The 15286-nt window shown below is 60.9% G+C and carries 14 protein-coding genes and 2 pseudogenes; 6 read left to right on the forward strand and 10 right to left on the reverse strand.

Translation table 11 applies throughout. The features are described 5' to 3' along the window. Positions 1-15 precede the first annotated feature (15 nt). Positions 16-477, forward strand: a complete 462-nt coding sequence (locus tag AOA60_RS22480) for a VOC family protein (RefSeq protein WP_099586289.1) — start codon at positions 16-18, stop codon at positions 475-477. A gap of 61 nt (positions 478-538) precedes the next feature. Then, complete coding sequence (locus tag AOA60_RS22485) at positions 539-1165, forward strand: glutathione S-transferase family protein (RefSeq protein ID WP_099586290.1); 627 nt, start codon at positions 539-541, stop codon at positions 1163-1165. A gap of 27 nt (positions 1166-1192) precedes the next feature. Here the strand turns inward: AOA60_RS22485 and AOA60_RS22490 are convergent, their stop codons facing one another. Then, positions 1193-2929, reverse strand: coding sequence for an OPT family oligopeptide transporter (locus AOA60_RS22490; RefSeq protein WP_099586291.1), 1737 nt, complete (start codon positions 2927-2929; stop codon positions 1193-1195). Positions 2930-3438: 509 nt separating this feature from the next. On the opposite strand from AOA60_RS22490, the gene AOA60_RS22495 reads away from it, so the two are divergent. Then, positions 3439-3897: a transposase gene (locus AOA60_RS22495; protein WP_099586292.1), complete on the forward strand. Its 459-nt coding sequence runs from the start codon at positions 3439-3441 to the stop codon at positions 3895-3897. On the opposite strand, the gene AOA60_RS22500 is transcribed toward AOA60_RS22495, so the two are convergent. After that, entirely contained in the window at positions 3867-4769 is a 903-nt protein-coding gene (locus AOA60_RS22500; RefSeq protein WP_256592864.1) for a hypothetical protein, read from the reverse strand. The two genes, AOA60_RS22495 and AOA60_RS22500, sit on opposite strands and share 31 nt — an antisense overlap. 106 nt (positions 4770-4875) lie before the next feature. Here AOA60_RS22500 and AOA60_RS22505 point away from each other — a divergent pair, with 106 nt between their 5' ends. Beyond that, positions 4876-5997 carry a lactonase family protein gene (locus tag AOA60_RS22505; protein ID WP_099586393.1) on the forward strand — a complete coding sequence of 374 codons (1122 nt, stop codon included), beginning with the start codon at positions 4876-4878 and terminating at the stop codon, positions 5995-5997. Between the two features lie 3 nt (positions 5998-6000). Here the strand turns inward: AOA60_RS22505 and AOA60_RS22510 are convergent, their stop codons facing one another. The 4 genes from AOA60_RS22510 to AOA60_RS22525 all read right to left on the reverse strand — a co-directional run bounded on the left by AOA60_RS22510 (position 6001) and on the right by AOA60_RS22525 (position 10073). Further along, positions 6001-8058, reverse strand: a complete 2058-nt coding sequence (locus AOA60_RS22510) for a methyl-accepting chemotaxis protein (RefSeq protein WP_099586293.1) — start codon at positions 8056-8058, stop codon at positions 6001-6003. 265 nt (positions 8059-8323) lie between these two features. After that, a complete protein-coding gene (locus tag AOA60_RS22515) occupies positions 8324-8614 on the reverse strand; it encodes a DUF3144 domain-containing protein (protein ID WP_099586294.1) in 291 nt (96 codons plus the stop codon). Between the two features lie 39 nt (positions 8615-8653). Continuing rightward, complete coding sequence (locus AOA60_RS22520; RefSeq protein ID WP_099586295.1) at positions 8654-9349, reverse strand: tRNA (adenine(22)-N(1))-methyltransferase TrmK; 696 nt, start codon at positions 9347-9349, stop codon at positions 8654-8656. Positions 9350-9362: 13 nt separating this feature from the next. Next, positions 9363-10073: a FadR/GntR family transcriptional regulator gene (locus AOA60_RS22525; RefSeq protein ID WP_099586296.1), complete on the reverse strand. Its 711-nt coding sequence runs from the start codon at positions 10071-10073 to the stop codon at positions 9363-9365. A gap of 340 nt (positions 10074-10413) precedes the next feature. Here AOA60_RS22525 and AOA60_RS22530 point away from each other — a divergent pair, with 340 nt between their 5' ends. Further along, on the forward strand, positions 10414-11775 hold the full coding sequence (locus AOA60_RS22530; RefSeq protein ID WP_099586297.1) for an MFS transporter: 1362 nt from the start codon (positions 10414-10416) through the stop codon (positions 11773-11775). A gap of 19 nt (positions 11776-11794) precedes the next feature. Next, on the forward strand, positions 11795-13120 hold the full coding sequence (gudD, locus tag AOA60_RS22535; protein ID WP_099586298.1) for a glucarate dehydratase: 1326 nt from the start codon (positions 11795-11797) through the stop codon (positions 13118-13120). A gap of 167 nt (positions 13121-13287) precedes the next feature. Here the strand turns inward: gudD and AOA60_RS34015 are convergent. The 4 genes and pseudogenes from AOA60_RS34015 to AOA60_RS22555 form a co-directional block, all read right to left on the reverse strand. Continuing rightward, a pseudogene (locus AOA60_RS34015) lies at positions 13288-13407 on the reverse strand (putative addiction module antidote protein); the annotation flags it as partial. After that, positions 13370-13480, reverse strand: a pseudogene (locus AOA60_RS34020) (type II toxin-antitoxin system RelE/ParE family toxin); the annotation flags it as partial. The pseudogenes AOA60_RS34020 and AOA60_RS34015, both read right to left, overlap by 38 nt. Then, positions 13471-13977, reverse strand: a complete 507-nt coding sequence (msrA, locus tag AOA60_RS22550) for a peptide-methionine (S)-S-oxide reductase MsrA (RefSeq protein ID WP_099586299.1) — start codon at positions 13975-13977, stop codon at positions 13471-13473. The gene msrA and the pseudogene AOA60_RS34020, both read right to left, overlap by 10 nt. A 260-nt stretch (positions 13978-14237) precedes the next feature. After that, the gene (locus AOA60_RS22555) at positions 14238-15248 is read right to left on the reverse strand and encodes an NAD(P)-dependent alcohol dehydrogenase (protein WP_099586300.1); all 1011 of its coding nucleotides are present in this window, start codon (positions 15246-15248) and stop codon (positions 14238-14240) included. Positions 15249-15286: the final 38 nt, after the last annotated feature.

Below are 15286 nucleotides of genomic sequence, written 5' to 3' on the forward strand. Positions count from 1 at the left end.
ATTGGGAGGCAGGCCATGGAACTGAAATTCAGTCACGTCGATGTGCTGGTCAACGACCTTGAAGAGGCCTGCGCCTACTACGCGCAGATCCTCAAGGCGCGTATCTCCAAGACCTTCGTCTGGGACCGCGGCGGCCTGCATGTGCGCTACGCCGTGGCGCTGATGGGCCAGGAGCGGTTCATGCTGGTACAGCCGATTGCCGGCAATTTGCGGGCGCTGTTGGACGCCCACGGCGAGGGCATGATTTACCGCCACTGCTACTCGACGCCCGACATTGAGCTGGCCTACGACGAACTGATCGCGTCGGGCGTACAACCCGAAGATGAAAACGGCCAGCCGTTGCCGCGGGAGAACCTGCAAAGCCCGTCCGGCGGGCGCATTATCTGGCTGCCCAAGCGCTTTGGGCATTTCTCTATGGAGATTCTGGAAGAGAAAGGCTTGGAGGCCTTCATCGAAGAGGCGTTTAGCGCCGATTAAGGGCACTCTACGGCGGCACAGCAGTCTGCTCCTAACACACCCCTTGCCCAGCGGAGTTCCCATGATCATTGTTCACCACCTCAACAACTCACGCTCGCAGCGCATCCTGTGGCTGCTGGAAGAACTTGGCCTGCCTTACGAGATCAAGCGCTACCAGCGCGACCCGAAGACCAACCTCGCCCCGCCTGAACTCAAGGCGATCAACGCCCTGGGCAAGTCCCCGGTGATTGAAGACGGCGCCAACGTGGTGATCGAGTCCGGCGCCATCGTCGACTACCTGATCCGCCGCCACGGCGACGGGCGCCTGCAACCCGAGCCTGCCAGCGCCGACTACGACCAGTACGTGCAATGGCTGCACTTCGCCGAAGGTTCGGCCATGTTGCCGCTGATGCTCAATCTGTATGTGGGTCGCCTGGGTGAGGCCGGGGCGCCGTTGCATCCGCGTATCGAATCCGAAGTGGCCAATTACCTGGGTTATCTGAACGATGCGCTGGGACACACGCCGTACCTGCTGGGTGATGAGCTGAGCGGTGCGGATATCCAGATGAGCTTTATCGGTGAAATCGCCAAGGCCCAGGGCAAGTTGCAGGCCTACCCGCACCTGGCGGCGTGGGTGCAGCGTTTCCAGGCGCGACCGGCGTATCGCCAGGCGCTGGAACAGGGTGGCGAGTATGCATTTGCCAAATAAGTGAACGCGGGCACGGTGGGTGTGCGACTACCCCACCATCTGCCATAACGACGCCCCGACGCCGGTGATGCTCTCTCCGGCGATCAACCCCGCTGCGGCGGTAATCGCGAAACGCTCGGTGAGACTCGGCCAACGGCAGCTCACCAGCCAGGTCAGCACCGCGCCCAGCGCCATCATCAACGACACCGAGGCCGGCAGGACAAAGGCCAGCCCCAACGCGGCGGCGCTCGGCAAGTAACGGGAGCGATGGGCCGGCAACAGGCTGTCGAGCACGCCCAGCAACACACCTACCCCGCCGCCGATGGCAATCGCCCAGCGGATGCTCGTCGACAAGGACTCCAGCCCATGGGTCAGGGTTTGCGCCACGGCTTTCCACGTTGCCACTGCGGGCGCCGGCCATTCTTCGGTGAGCAGCATGGACTGCGGATCCGGAATCAGCGCCAGGTACGCCAACACGCCCACGATACTGCCAATGAAAATCCCCAGGATCTGCGCGATCACTTGTTTATGCGGCGTCGCGCCAATGGCTTTGCCCACCTTGAAGTCGTTCATCAAGTCCGTGCATTGCCCGGCCGAGCCGCCAGCGGTGTTGGCGCTCATCAGGTTGATCGGCACCTGGCCGGGGGCGACGATGCCGAAGCTCAGTTGGGACAATTGCCCGATGGCGCCAATCGGCGGAATGCCAGTGGCGCCCACCACACGGGCGGCGACGGCGGCCAGGCAGATCGCCAGGGGAATGGTCAGCAGCGCCATCCACAGGTTGATGCCGAACAACAACGCTTGCAGGCTGACGACCAAGCCTATCGACAGGATAAAACCCGCAGCCGGACCGGGCTTGGGCACGGTCCAGATCTTGCCGCCTTCGGCCTTGGTGGAGGTGCGTAATGCCCACAAGCGAATCGCCAAGGAGGCCAAGGTGGAACACACCATCAGGCTCACCCCCGGCCACAGCAACCACTCCACCAACGCGGCAAATTGCGGGCCGCTGCTGTCGGCCGGCAACGTCACCAGGTTCTGCGCCAACAGCCACGGGCCCAGGCCACCCCACGCGAGCAAGGCGCCGAGCAGCAAGGTCAGGCCAACGCGAATACCGATGATGCCGCCAAACCCCAGCAGCAACAGCGAAGGGTCGGCGGTAAAGGTCAGGCGCTCCAACTGGGCCGTCGGCGACCAGCGCGGGAAGGCCCACATGAAGGTGTCCACCCACTTCACCACCCCGGACAGCAACGCCGCGCTGAGCAACACCTTCAGACGCGTCGCGGCTTCGCGGCCATGGTTGTAGATGTGCAGCAGGGTTTCCAGGGTGGCCATGCCTTCGGGGAACTTCAGCGCCTTGTCATTGAGCAATGACGGCCGCAGGTACCAGGCAATCCAGATGCCCAGGAAACTCACCGAGAACACCCAGGCGATCATCGGCAGCGCGTCCAGTTGGTTGCCGGTCAGCAGTGTGTAAGCCGGGATCGGCGCCACCAGACCGCCAGAGATAATCGAGGCGGCGGCCGAGGCGACAGTCTGGTTGATATTGCTTTCATGCAGGGTCCAGGGCAGCTGATCGGTGGAACGTTTGGCCAGGCCTTGCCAGATCGCATATCCCACCAGCAGCGCGATGATCGACATATTGAACGACCAGCCGATCTTCAGGCCGGCGTACACATTGGAAGGGGTCAGCAAGATGCCAAGCACCGTACCGGTAATGACGGCACGCAGGCTGAGTTCGCGTTCGACGGGGGCGTACTGGGGAATGGCGGGCGGGGCTGAAAGCATGCGGATTCCTTTCGGCGATGAAACAGGGCGACCTAACAAGTGAGCCCTCTGGGCCCTGAAGGTTCCTGAATCGGCAAAACAGAAGAGCCGCGTAAAGCCCGTCCGTTTTTTGAAGAGCGGGCTCTGGGTAGTGAGCATTTTTTGTGGTGAACCGGCTTTTTTGTGATGACCCGGTTCTTTGTGATGAACCGGTTCTTTCTGGTGAACCGGTTCTTTCTGGTGAACCGGTTCTTTCTGGTGAGCAGTTTTTTTGTGGTGAGCGGGCTTGCCCCGCGCTGGGCAGCGAAGCGGCCCCCATAAGGCCGCCGCGATTTTTCAGGAAAACCGCAGCGCCTGGTGTTGGGGCTGCTTCGCAGCCCAGCGCGGGGCAAGCCCGCTCACCACAGAAGCCCGCTCACCACAGAAGCCCGCTCACCACAAGGTTACATTCAGCCAACAAGTGATACTTGTTCATCCCCTACTGCGCGCTAGCGTTAAGGCTCTTCAGGAATTCCACCAAGAGCACCGGAATGCGCCCCACACCTCAATCCCATCGTCTGCGTCACGGTCGTTATTCAGAACAGGGTCGTAGCTACCTCATCACCGTCGTCGTTCATCAGCGTCAGCGCTTGTTCACTGACCTTTACCTGAGCCGTCTGCTGGTTGCCGAACTCCGGCAGGTTCATGAGCTGGGGCTGGTTGAGTCTCTGGCCTGGGTCATCATGCCTGACCACATTCACTGGTTGTTTGAGTTGAAACAACAGGATTTGGCAGGCGTGGTGCGACGTATTAAGTCGCGCAGCACGCTGGTCATCAACCGGCGGCGTCAAAGCAAAGAGCGCGTTTGGCAACCCGGCTATCACGATAGAGCGGTGCGTGCGGAAGATGATCTTCGCAAGATGGCGCGGTACATCATTGCCAACCCTTTACGAGCCGGTTTGGTGGATCGGGTGGGCGACTACTCGTTGTGGGATGCGGCGTGGATTTGAGGAGGCGAGTGGGCTTTCTCTAGCAGTTGTTGCACCCACGGCGCATCTTGCTGATTGACCACGCCATATCGGTCCGGCGGGAAAAACCGCCAGTGATGCGCAACCTCAACCAGGTGTGTGAGTTCTTCGGCCGACAGCCAATACTCCGTGTGGGTCAAGGCTATCGGTGCACCGTCAAACCGTCGCCCAAGCAGTACGTTCGTGCAGGGAGCGAACGCCAAGGCCAGGTCACGGCAGGGGTGCATGCGTTTTTGCGCAGCGGGCATGCGCCCCACCCGGTTGTAGGTGAAAGGGCCGGGGTATTCGTCCTTGATCACCAGCCAGCGCCCCGTCGTGGTCATGGCCACGACCCATTGCGCCACTCCGCTGCTCTGGGCCTGTTCAAGCCGGCCGTTTTTCCATTGCATGAGGGCGTTGCAGTCCGGGTCGAAGTCCGAAGACCACAGGCTGGTGCCAGACACCAGCGTGTGACGCTCCAACTCGACCACGCCTTGGCCCGGCATCGTCTGCCAGTAACGCTTGATCGGGTCGCGGGTGTCGCGCAGGTAGTTACGCAATGCCCACGCCGCCATGAACACCAGCGTCGCCAGGGCCTGCCATGCCCATGAATGGCCGAGGATGCCGTCAACATCCAACCCCGGTGAGAAGACGGCGCGATACAGCAGCAGGCTGAGCAAAAAAACCAGACTGGGCAGGAACACGCCGAAACACAGCGGTGGCAGTAACACTGCGATCCAGTTGAAGCGATGCCCGCTTGCGTGTTCATGCGCCCAGGCCAGTTCCTCGGCGCGCATCGGCCTGCGTTCACGCGGGCCAATGCCGGGATCAGGGGTGTGGAAGCGCCAGTACCGTTCGTTGGGGTCGAGATTCATGCTGCGCATCATGCCCGTGACGCGCCGCAAGATACACCGTCTATTGCCCAGATCGAAATACAGTCATACGATGACTGACCACAACCATAACAATAAAGGCTCACTCGTGAATAAACCCCTCATCATGGCCGCCGCTATTGCCTGCGGTCTCAGTGCACACGCCAACGCCGCAACCTTCGCGTACATTTCCAGCCCCGGCGATGGCTTGATTTCCCAGTACCGCCTGGACGAGAGCAACGGCGCGTTGAGCCTGGTAAACCAGGTGACCGCCGGTGACCAGGTCAACCCCATGGCGCTGAGCCCCGACGGTAAAACCTTGTATGCCGCGTTGCGGGTCAAGCCGTTTCAAGTGCAGGGCTTCAGCATTGACCCGGCCAGCGGGCGTTTGACGCCGCAATCCAAAGCGCCCTTGGCCGAAAGCATGGCCTACCTCGCCACCGATCGCGCCGGACGTTTCCTGCTCGCGGCCTCTTACGGTGCCGACACCCTCAGCGTGCAGCCCATCGACAAGCCGGAACCGATCCTCACCTACAAAACCGGGCTCCACGCGCATTCCCTGCGCACCGACCCAAGCAATCGCTTTGCCTACGCCGGCAACCTGGGCAACGACCACGTGCTGCAATACCGCTTCGATGCCAACACCGGCGCACTCACGCCGATCGGCAGCGGCTACGTGAGCGTGCCAAGCAACACCGGGCCTCGACACCTGGCGTTTTCGGCCAACGGTAAATACCTGTATGTGGTCGGCGAAATGAGCGGCACGGTCACTGCGTTTGCCATCGACGACAGCACCGGTGCGCTGACGCAGATCGGTGTCGCCAATGGCATTCCCGCTCGCTTGAAGCTGGCCCACGGCGAAGTGCGTGATGCACGCAACAATGACTTGAAGGACGACCCAACACCGCGAATCTGGGCCGCCGACCTGCGCCTGTCCCCGGATGGCACGCTGCTGCTGATGAGCGAGCGCACCAGCAGTTCGGTGTCGGCGTTTGCGGTGGACGCGGCGACGGGCGCGTTGAAGTTCCTCGACAACTACCCAGTCGAAGAGCAGCAGCCGCGCAATATCGCGTTTTCGCCCAATGGCCGGTGGTTGCTGGTTACCGGCGAGAAAAGCGACAAGGTCGGCACTTACGCGGTCAGCAACACCGGCGCCTTGAAGCGCGTGGGTGAGGCGGCTTCAGGCAAAGGTGCGCTGTGGATTGAAGTCCTGCAGACCGCGGCCCAATAGCACTCAGCTCAAACGGAACCGCGCGGTGTTGTCACTCAACGCCTGACTGCCCTTGCTCAAGGTGTCCGCCGCTCGGTTGACCGCCCGTGCGCCATCCAGCAAACGCCCTGCCGCCTGGTCGACTTGCTGGATGTTGCCACTCACTTCATCCGCCGTCGCCGCTTGCTCTTCCACCGCTGTGGCGATTTGCGCCAGGGTGTCGGTGACGTTCTGCACCGCGCCGGCAATCTCGCCCAAGCGCGTGCCCAAGCCGGTGACGGACTCGGCGTCGGTCAACGCTTGCTCGCACGCGGCGCCCATCAGCGTCACCGCCTGGCTCACGGTCGCGCGCAGGCTGTCGACGGTGCCGGCGATCTGCGCCGTGGACGCCTGGGTGCGCTGGGACAGGCTGCGCACTTCATCGGCCACCACCGCAAAGCCCCGCCCCTGCTCACCGGCGCGCGCCGCTTCAATGGCCGCGTTGAGCGCCAGCAGGTTGGTTTGCTCGGCAATGCCGCGAATGGTGTCGACCACCGACTGAATCTGCTGGCCCTGCTGGCTGACTTGCTGCAACGCGTCGGCGGTGTCGGTGAGGCGTTGGTTGAGCTGCTGGATGCTGGCCGTGGTGCGCTGGCTGTCGCGGCTGCTGTCTTCGGCGATGCGTCGTGTTTGCTGGGCGCTGCCCGACGCTTGTTCACAGCTTCTGGCGACGCCCATGGAGGTCGCGGCCAACTGGGTAGCAGCGGCGGCGATCTGGCTGATTTGATGCTGCTGGTCTTCGACTTCGCTGAGGGTGCTGCCCGATTGGGAATTGAGGGTGAGCACCGCCGAGCCGAGCTGCTGGGTTTCGTGATTGACCCCCAACAGGCTGGTGCGCAATTGCACCACTGCGACGTTCAGCGCGGTGCTGATCAGCGCCAGTTCGTCACGCCCTTGCACCGCCACTTCGACGCACAGGTTACCGTCGCGCAGGGATTCGGCCAGGGTGGTGATGCCGCTGGCACTACGGCGGATGGAGGCCTGCAGGCACATGAACAAGTACAGCGCGGCCAGGGCCAGTACGCCGAAGACCATTGCAAGAGGAATGAAGCGTTTGTTCGCGTCGCGGTGGTAGTAGCTCAAGCGCTCGTCCAGGGAGGTCAGCGACTGCACGCGCAGTGCGCTGAGCGAACCGAGCATGGAGTCGACACTGCGTTCGAAACCGGCGGTATCGAGCTTGATGGTGCCACCGAACACGCCGTCATCCAGCACTTTAAGCTCGTTATCCAACAGTTGCAGGCTGTTGTCGTACTGTGCAGTCCAAGGCTCCATGCCCTCGAACTGCTTGGCCTTGAGCGAAGCCGCCGCCTTGACCAACTGGTCGCGCGCGTCGCCAATGCGGCTGCGCAGGTCGCGCATTTGCAAACGACTTTGCAGGGTGAACTGCCCCGACGCGATGGACGACTGCCCGACGCCCGCCATGCGACCGATACGCTCGATCAGGTCAGGCGTCTGCTGTGTGCCCATCTGCATCAGCATGTAGGTTTCCAGCCAGGGATCGAGGATCAGGCCGGCGTCCAGGGTGATCTGTTCGCGCAGGGTTTGCATCGCGCTCAACGCCGAGGTGAAACGGTCGTAGCCATCCGGCCACCAGCCCACCGTGCGCAGGGAAGCGGAGTCCATGCCTTTGACGGTGGCCTGCAACGCCCCGTAGCGCGCGAGGATGTCGGCGCTGGCGTTCTGGGCGTTGAGCGCATCGCCCAAGGCTTGCAGGCTTTGCTGGATCAGCGGGAAATTCGTATCGACCTTGTCCATCGCCGCCTTCGCCGCTGGCGTCGGTGCGTGCAGGATGTCTGCCGCTTTCCAACGCGCAGCCAGGTTGCGCTGGGCCGTCAATTGGCCGTCCAGTGCATCCAGGGCCAACAGTTGGCGCACGCCGGACTGCTCGGTGGAAATCACGCCTAATTTATCGCGATAGTCCTGGCCGATCATCCAGAGGCTCCCGGCCAGGGGCAGCATGAACAGGAAAAACAACAATTGGAATTTGCGTGCAAACCCCATACGTCCGAGCAGGCGGATACCGGGTGATAACAAGCTGTGCATGTCCGACTACTCCCTCAAACAACCCACGTGGTGCACGGTGGGCGAAGCCTTGAAATGACTAACGGCAAAGTGCCATGTCATTGATTGGCTTGGCTCTAGCAAGATACGGGCCGTTGGCGCGCAGCCCTGAAACAGGGCGTGCTGTGCGTTAATGGCGCCCGCAGCGTGCTCGAAAATGGGGCAAAAGCACTCACGGTCAAGGACACACCTGTAACCGATGGCGCAGGCGCCCCACGGACATGATCAAAACACCCGTGCCGCCGGCCTACCTGGCCTGCATGTACTGGTCAAAATTTTTGATGTGATCATCCAGATTATCCTCAAGCATCATCCGGTACTGGTCACAGCAATACGTGAGCATCGCCTCACGCTCCTCGGCCATGTGCGCACCGGACTTGAAGTTGCGCGCGAGGGCCCAGGCATTGAAGCGGGTAGTGCCGAACATCATCGAGGCGCTGACCTGGCCGAGGTTTTCGAAGGTTTTGAGCTGTTCGTTCGACAGTTCGATATGCGCGTCGGCGCGCTCATAGAAGGCTTGGTCGATAGCGTCTGCCATTGCGGGGTTCCTGGGTAATCACGATTGAATGAAGGGTTATCAAGCCAGCAGCGTGGTGATCCATCTGATCTGCCGGCTGATTTCTTGCAGCTTCGCCTCGGGCACGGCTTGCGACGCCTGCTCAAAGCCCGCCAGGGTCTGGTGTTTCAGGCGCAACGCGCGCTGCCACTTGGCCAAAAATACCGGGCTGCGGGCCTGCAGTTGCAGCGGGCCGAAGTACAGCTCCTCGGCGGTATAGCTCACCGGTCCAGCACGCTCGGCCACGATGATTTCATAATAAAAGCGGTTTTCGTGCAGCAGCTCTTCACTGACGATGCGATAGCCGTTGTTCATCAACCACAGGCGCAGCGGTTGCTCACCGCCGTTGGGTTGCAGGACCAGGCGCTCAAGGCCGTTCAGGTGGGCTTTGCCAGCTTCAAGGATGTCGCGAATCGTCTCGCCGCCCATGCCACAGAGGCTGATGGCCGTGATGCCGTCACTCGCCTGGACGGCCGCCAGGCCATTGGCCAGCCGCACGGTGATCTGCTGCTCCAGGCCGTTTTCACGCACGGTCCGTTCGGCCGCCTGGAACGGCGTAGCCGCCACCTCCCCTGCCACCGCCGCCTCGATCACGCCACGGCGCAGCAACGCCACTGGCAGGTAGGCATGGTCCGAGCCGATATCGGCCAGCCGCGCGCCGTGCGGCACCTGCGCGGCCACGCGCTCCAGGCGCATGGACAAGGTGTGTTCGTTCAACCTGTGTTCCTTATCATTCCCCGGAAAATCGATCCCGGCTGTTAGTCAGATGCAACACCATGGCGGCGCGTGCGGCGTCCGGGTCCTGGCGTTGGATTGCATTGAAAATCGCCTCATGCTCCCGGTTCGCCAGTTGCCCGAGCTTGGCAAAATCCGCGCCGCCACGCTCGTCACTCTTCACCTGGGTGCGCGGAATCATCGCATTGCCCAGGTGCTGCATGATTTCGGTGAAGAAGGTATTGCCGGTGGCTTCGGCGATCAACTGGTGGAAGCGTTTGTCCTCTTCCACGCAACTGTCGTTGTTGGCCAGGGAGGCCTGGTAGTCGTCCAGCGCTTCGCGCATGTGGGCCAGTTGCGCGTCGCTCCTGCGCAGCGCCGCCAGCGCCACCGCTTGCACCTCCAGGCCCAGGCGCAGCTCCAGCATGTTGCGCACGCTGGCGACCGTATCCACGTGCAGGCGCAAGCCTTGCTGGGCGCTCTGCTCCAGCACAAAGGTGCCGATGCCGTGACGGGTCTCCACCAGCCCGGCCGCCTGCAACTTCGACAGTGCCTCACGCACCACCGTCCGGCTGACGCCGTGCTCCAGCACGATGGTGGATTCCGACGGCAGCTTCTCCCCCGGTTTCAACTGACCGAGCAGGATGCGCTGGGTCAGGGCATCGACCACGCCCTGGGCCAGGTTGGTAGAACGTTTACGCACGGGGATCGGGGCTTCACTGGGCATTGCTGCAGGTCCACAGGGTTGGGCTGGGGGGAGCTTAACACCCAGACCCGGCACGCCGCCGAGGTTGATTGAATAACCACCCAACTTGTATGACAACTAATCTGACTGACAGGTATCTCGACAGCTCCCACCACCGTCAACGCTGGGTTCTTTCACCGCCTGCAAACCCACAAAAAACCCAATAAACACTGACAAATAACCAAAACACTTACTCAACGAAAGACCTTATAAGCACAAAAACATCGAGCACCGGATTGCGGACTACAGAAACGCACTTGTATGATGTCTATCAACAAGACACGCAAACCCACATAAAAATAACCAGGGGGAGTTTTGAATTGTGAACAATTCAAGCCATGCATCTGCCGCTCCACACAGTGATCCGGTCCTCGCGCGCGCCGTGCGCAAAGTGAAGAGCCATGTGCTCCCACTGTTCGTGATCATGTTCATCCTCAATTACATCGACCGGGTCAATATCGGCTTTGTGCGCACACACATGGAGCATGACCTGGGCATCGGCGCAGCGGCCTACGGGTTCGGTGCCGGGTTGTTCTTCATCGGTTATGCCCTCTTCGAAGTGCCCTCCAACATGCTGCTGCAAAAGGTCGGCGCACGTATCTGGCTGACCCGCATCATGTTCACCTGGGGCATCGTCGCGACGATGATGGCGTTCATCCAGAACGAAACCCACTTCTACATCCTGCGCTTTCTGCTGGGCGTGGCCGAAGCTGGCTTCTTCCCTGGCGTGATCTACTACTTCACGCGCTGGTTGCCGGGTGTGGAACGCGGTAAGGCGATTGCGATTTTCCTCAGCGGCTCGGCGGTGGCCTCGTTGATCTCGGGCCCGCTGTCGGGCGTGTTATTGCAGATCGAAGGCTTTGGCTTCCACGGCTGGCAATGGATGTTCGCCATCGAAGGCCTGGCCTCGGTGGTGATCGGTTTCTTTGTGTGGTTCTGGCTGGACTCCAAGCCCCACGACGCCAAATGGATGACCCGCGAAGAACAGGACGCGCTGGTCGGCGCCATCGACGAGGAACAACGCCAGCGTGAGGCGCTGACCAGCGTCAAGCCCACCATCGGCAAGCTGCTCAAAGACCGCCAGATCCTGCTGTTCTGCGCGCTGTACTTCTGCATCCAGCTGACCATTTACGCGGCGACGTTCTGGCTGCCGAGCATCATCAAGAAGATGGGTGACTTGAGTGATGTGCAAGTCGGCTTCTTCAACTCAATCCCGTGGCTGATCTCGATCATCGCCATGTACGCCTTCGCGTCGCTGTCGGGCAAGTTCAAGTTCCAGCAAGCGTGGGTCGCGGCGGCGCTGTTGATTGCGGCGGCGGGGATGTTCATGTCCACCACTGGCGGGCCGGTGTTTGCCTTTGTGGCGATCTGCTTTGCGGCCATCGGATTCAAGTCGGCGTCTTCGCTGTTCTGGCCGATCCCACAGGGCTATCTGGATGTGCGCATCGCGGCGGCGGTGATCGCGCTGATCAACTCCATCGGCAACCTGGGCGGCTTCGTCGCGCCGACCACGTTTGGCTTTCTGGAGCAGACCACCGGTTCGATCCAGGGTGGCCTCTACGGCCTGGCCGGCACCTCGGTGCTCGCGGCGATCCTGGTGTTTTTCGCCAAGACCGCGCCCTCTGCCCCATTGACCTCGCCCAGCGTGACGCCAACCGGCGCCGCCCTCAGCAAACCTCTTTGAGCCTCTTTAGGAACTTGCCATGACTACTCCCGTCGTTACTCACTTGCAGGTCATCCCCGTGGCCGGCCACGACAGCATGCTGCTCAACCTCAGCGGCGCCCACGGCCCGTATTTCACGCGCAACATCGTGATTCTCAAGGACAGCTCCGGCAACACTGGCGTCGGTGAAGTGCCGGGCGGCGAACGCATCCGCGAAACCCTGGAAGATGCGCGCAGCCTGGTGATCGGCCAACCCATCGGCCAGTACCAACGCGTCCTCAACCAGATGCGCAGCACCTTTGCCTCGCGGGATTCGGCCGGCCGCGGCCTGCAAACCTTTGACCTGCGCATCACTATCCATGCGGTCACCGCCATGGAAGCGGCCCTGCTCGACCTGCTGGGGCAGTTCCTTGAAGTGCCGGTGGCCGCTTTGCTCGGCGAAGGCCAGCAGCGCGACGCGGTGAAGATGCTTGGCTATCTGTTTTATGTGGGCGACCGCAATGCCACCGACCTGGCCTACCGCAACGAAGCGGACGCCGACGACGAGTGGTTCCGCCTGCGCCATGAAACAGCCCTGACGGCCGAAGCCGTGGTGCGCCTGGCCGAGGCTGCCAAGGCCAAATACGGCTTCAACGACTTCAAGCTCAAGGGCGGCGTTTTAAGCGGCGACGAAGAGATCGAAGCCGTCACCGCACTGGCCGAACGCTTCCCCGATGCACGCATCACCCTCGACCCGAACGGCGCCTGGTCACTCAAGGAAGCCATCCGCCTGTGCCGCGACCAACACCACGTGCTCGCCTACGCCGAAGACCCGTGCGGGGCCGAAAATGGTTACTCGGGACGTGAAGTCATGGCCGAGTTCCGTCGCGCCACGGGCCTCAAGACCGCCACCAACATGATCGCCACCGACTGGCGCGAAATGGGCCACGCGATCCAGCTGCAATCGGTGGACATTCCCCTGGCCGACCCGCACTTCTGGACGATGCAAGGCTCGGTGCGCGTGGCGCAGATGTGCAACGACTGGGGCCTGACCTGGGGTTCGCACTCCAACAACCACTTTGATATTTCCCTGGCGATGTTCACCCAAGTGGCCGCTGCGGCACCGGGCGAGATCACCGCCATCGACACCCACTGGATCTGGCAGGACGGCCAACGCTTGACCAAGGAACCGCTGAAGATCGAAGGCGGTTATGTGAAGGTCCCGGCCAAACCGGGCCTGGGCGTGGACATCGACATGGACGCTGTGGCCAAGGCTCACGAGCTTTATAAAGGCATGGGCCTTGGGGCGCGGGATGACAGCGTGGCGATGCAGTTCTTGATTCCGGGGTGGCGCTATAACAACAAGCAGCCTTGCCTGGTGCGCTGAGCGCTCAAGACAAAGTCGGTCAAATGTGGGAGGGGGCTTGCCCCCGATAGCGGTGTATCAGCCAGACATGTATCGACTGACACTCAGCCATCGGGGGCAAGCCCCCTCCCACATTGGTCCCCGGTGTATTTCAAGGGTTGTGGTCGCCCGCCACCGCCGCAATCGGCCTGCGGGTCTTGAGATTTCATGCTTTGTGCAAGGTATGCACTGATGATCTCCGGGCTGTCGAGAAAGCGCGACGCTTCAAAAAATTCTGTAGCCCGGCCCGACAAACACACGCATTTCACTCACCCCATCGCCTACGGGTGCACAATCGCCGAAATTGTTTTCCTCGGCTCGGTCCAGCCGCGTCAGCACCGCTTGGGCAACTTCCAGTTCGGCCGTATGAAGTGGCAGGTATACCCGTTCGGTATCCGCTCCAGATAATCCTGATGCTCCGGCTCCGCCTGCCAAAACTCCCTGGCAGGCTCTATTTGCGTGACCACAGGCCCCGGCCACAGGTTGGAGGCATCCACGTCAGCCGCAGTATCTTCGGCAATCTCCCGTTGCTGTTCGCTCAGGTAGTAAATCGCCGAACGATAGCTTGGCCCCAGATCATTGCCCTGCCGATTCGGCGTGCTGGGGTCATGGATCTGGAAAAAGAACTCAAGGATCTGCCGGTAGGAAATCACCGCCGGGTCAAACACGATCTCGATCGCTTCAGCATGGTTGCCATGGTTGCGGTAGGTGGCATTCGGCACATCGCCACCGGTGTAGCCGACCCGCGTGTGCAGTACGCCGGGGTAGCGTCGCAACAGGTCTTGCATGCCCCAGAAGCAGCCGCCGGCGAGGATGGCGGTTTCGGTTGGGTTGGTCATGGTCTGTCCTTGCGGTTAATGGAGACAGGGTAGTTATGGGGTGATGTTGGGCAATACCAAGGTGAATCAAGGAAAAACAGGGCAGCAGCCGGGTATCAGTCAGTCAAGGACGAACACCTGCACTTCCGTTCCTCGAAGACACCGCCTGCCATCGCAGCGGGCGAATGAGATTGCCGATCTGCTGCCCCATAACTGGGTGGCTATCTGACCGCACATATTTCAATGCGGAAATTTGCGGCGTAACTCCAAGTGGATTAATCCTATGCAATTTTGATTACCACCTTACCAAAGGCGCCTCTGGCCAAATGTTCGTACGCTTCGCGTGCTTGATCGAATGGATACACGTGGTCGATTACCGGGCGAATCTTGTGCTCATTCAAGAACTCGTTCATTCGGTCAAATGACGAGCGTGGAGCAACGGCTATGCCGCGAATCGTTGTTTGTCGAAAAATCATAGGCATCAGGTTCAGGGCAGAGGTTTGGCCTGTCAGAAAGCCGATCTGTGCGATACGTCCACCTACCTTTGTTGCAGCAATCGATTGATTGATGCCGTCACCGCCTGCCACATCCAGCAGAAGATCCACTCCCTTGCCGTCAGTGAGCTTCAGAACTTCCTCTGCCCACTCAGGGGTAGTGCGATAATTCACACCAGCCACAGCGCCGAGCTTTTTTAAAGCTTCCAGATTGTCATCACGGCTGGAGGTGACGATAACCTTGGCCCCCAGAGCTGTGGCAATTTGTGCTGCAAAAACAGAAACACCTCCAGATCCCTGAACCAAAACGGTTTGGCCGGCCTCGATCCGGCCATAATCGACGAGCGCATACCATGCGGTCAGCGCGGCAATTGGAAGGGTCGCGGCTTCCTCATCTGACATGTTGTCGGGGGCACGTACCGCGCTGTCTTCATGGATGATCATGTATTCCGCCAGTCCACCAGGCAATGGCGAGCCGAAGCAGTAGTTGGGCTCATCTGGCCCGGGCATACCGTCCAACCAACGTGAGTAGAGGTGTGAGTTGACCCGATCTCCGATAGCGAAGCGGCTGACACCATCACCAACAGCCACGACAGTTCCCGCCGCATCGCTGACCGGGATCAGTGGTTTGGGCACTAGGTGAGGTTCGTAGATACCGTCAACGATGGCCTTGTCCCGAAAATTGAGTGATACAGCGCCTACTTTAACCAGCAGTTCACTAGCTTGGGGCACAGGGGTTTCCGTTTCGCCCTGCACCAGATTATCCAGGCCGAAATCTTTCAGAAGCCACGCTTTCATTTTCTGTCTCCAACAATTTTGAATGTGCAGGTGAGGAA

This window comes from Pseudomonas sp. 2822-17 (assembly GCF_002742485.1).
Lineage (GTDB): Bacteria > Pseudomonadota > Gammaproteobacteria > Pseudomonadales > Pseudomonadaceae > Aquipseudomonas > Aquipseudomonas cyclaminis.

What these genes read in the sequence shown, in the direction of transcription:
- AOA60_RS22480 (WP_099586289.1), top strand. Translation starts at nt 16, where the DNA reads ATGGAACTGAAATTCAGTCACGTCGATGTGCTGGTCAACGACCTTGAA.
- AOA60_RS22485 (WP_099586290.1), top strand. Translation starts at nt 539, where the DNA reads ATGATCATTGTTCACCACCTCAACAACTCACGCTCGCAGCGCATCCTG.
- AOA60_RS22490 (WP_099586291.1), bottom strand. Translation starts at nt 2,929, where the DNA reads ATGCTTTCAGCCCCGCCCGCCATTCCCCAGTACGCCCCCGTCGAACGC.
- AOA60_RS22495 (WP_099586292.1), top strand. Translation starts at nt 3,439, where the DNA reads ATGCGCCCCACACCTCAATCCCATCGTCTGCGTCACGGTCGTTATTCA.
- AOA60_RS22500 (WP_256592864.1), bottom strand. Translation starts at nt 4,769, where the DNA reads ATGAATCTCGACCCCAACGAACGGTACTGGCGCTTCCACACCCCTGAT.
- AOA60_RS22510 (WP_099586293.1), bottom strand. Translation starts at nt 8,058, where the DNA reads ATGCACAGCTTGTTATCACCCGGTATCCGCCTGCTCGGACGTATGGGG.
- AOA60_RS22515 (WP_099586294.1), bottom strand. Translation starts at nt 8,614, where the DNA reads ATGGCAGACGCTATCGACCAAGCCTTCTATGAGCGCGCCGACGCGCAT.
- AOA60_RS22525 (WP_099586296.1), bottom strand. Translation starts at nt 10,073, where the DNA reads ATGCCCAGTGAAGCCCCGATCCCCGTGCGTAAACGTTCTACCAACCTG.
- gudD (WP_099586298.1), top strand. Translation starts at nt 11,795, where the DNA reads ATGACTACTCCCGTCGTTACTCACTTGCAGGTCATCCCCGTGGCCGGC.
- msrA (WP_099586299.1), bottom strand. Translation starts at nt 13,977, where the DNA reads ATGACCAACCCAACCGAAACCGCCATCCTCGCCGGCGGCTGCTTCTGG.
- AOA60_RS22555 (WP_099586300.1), bottom strand. Translation starts at nt 15,248, where the DNA reads ATGAAAGCGTGGCTTCTGAAAGATTTCGGCCTGGATAATCTGGTGCAG.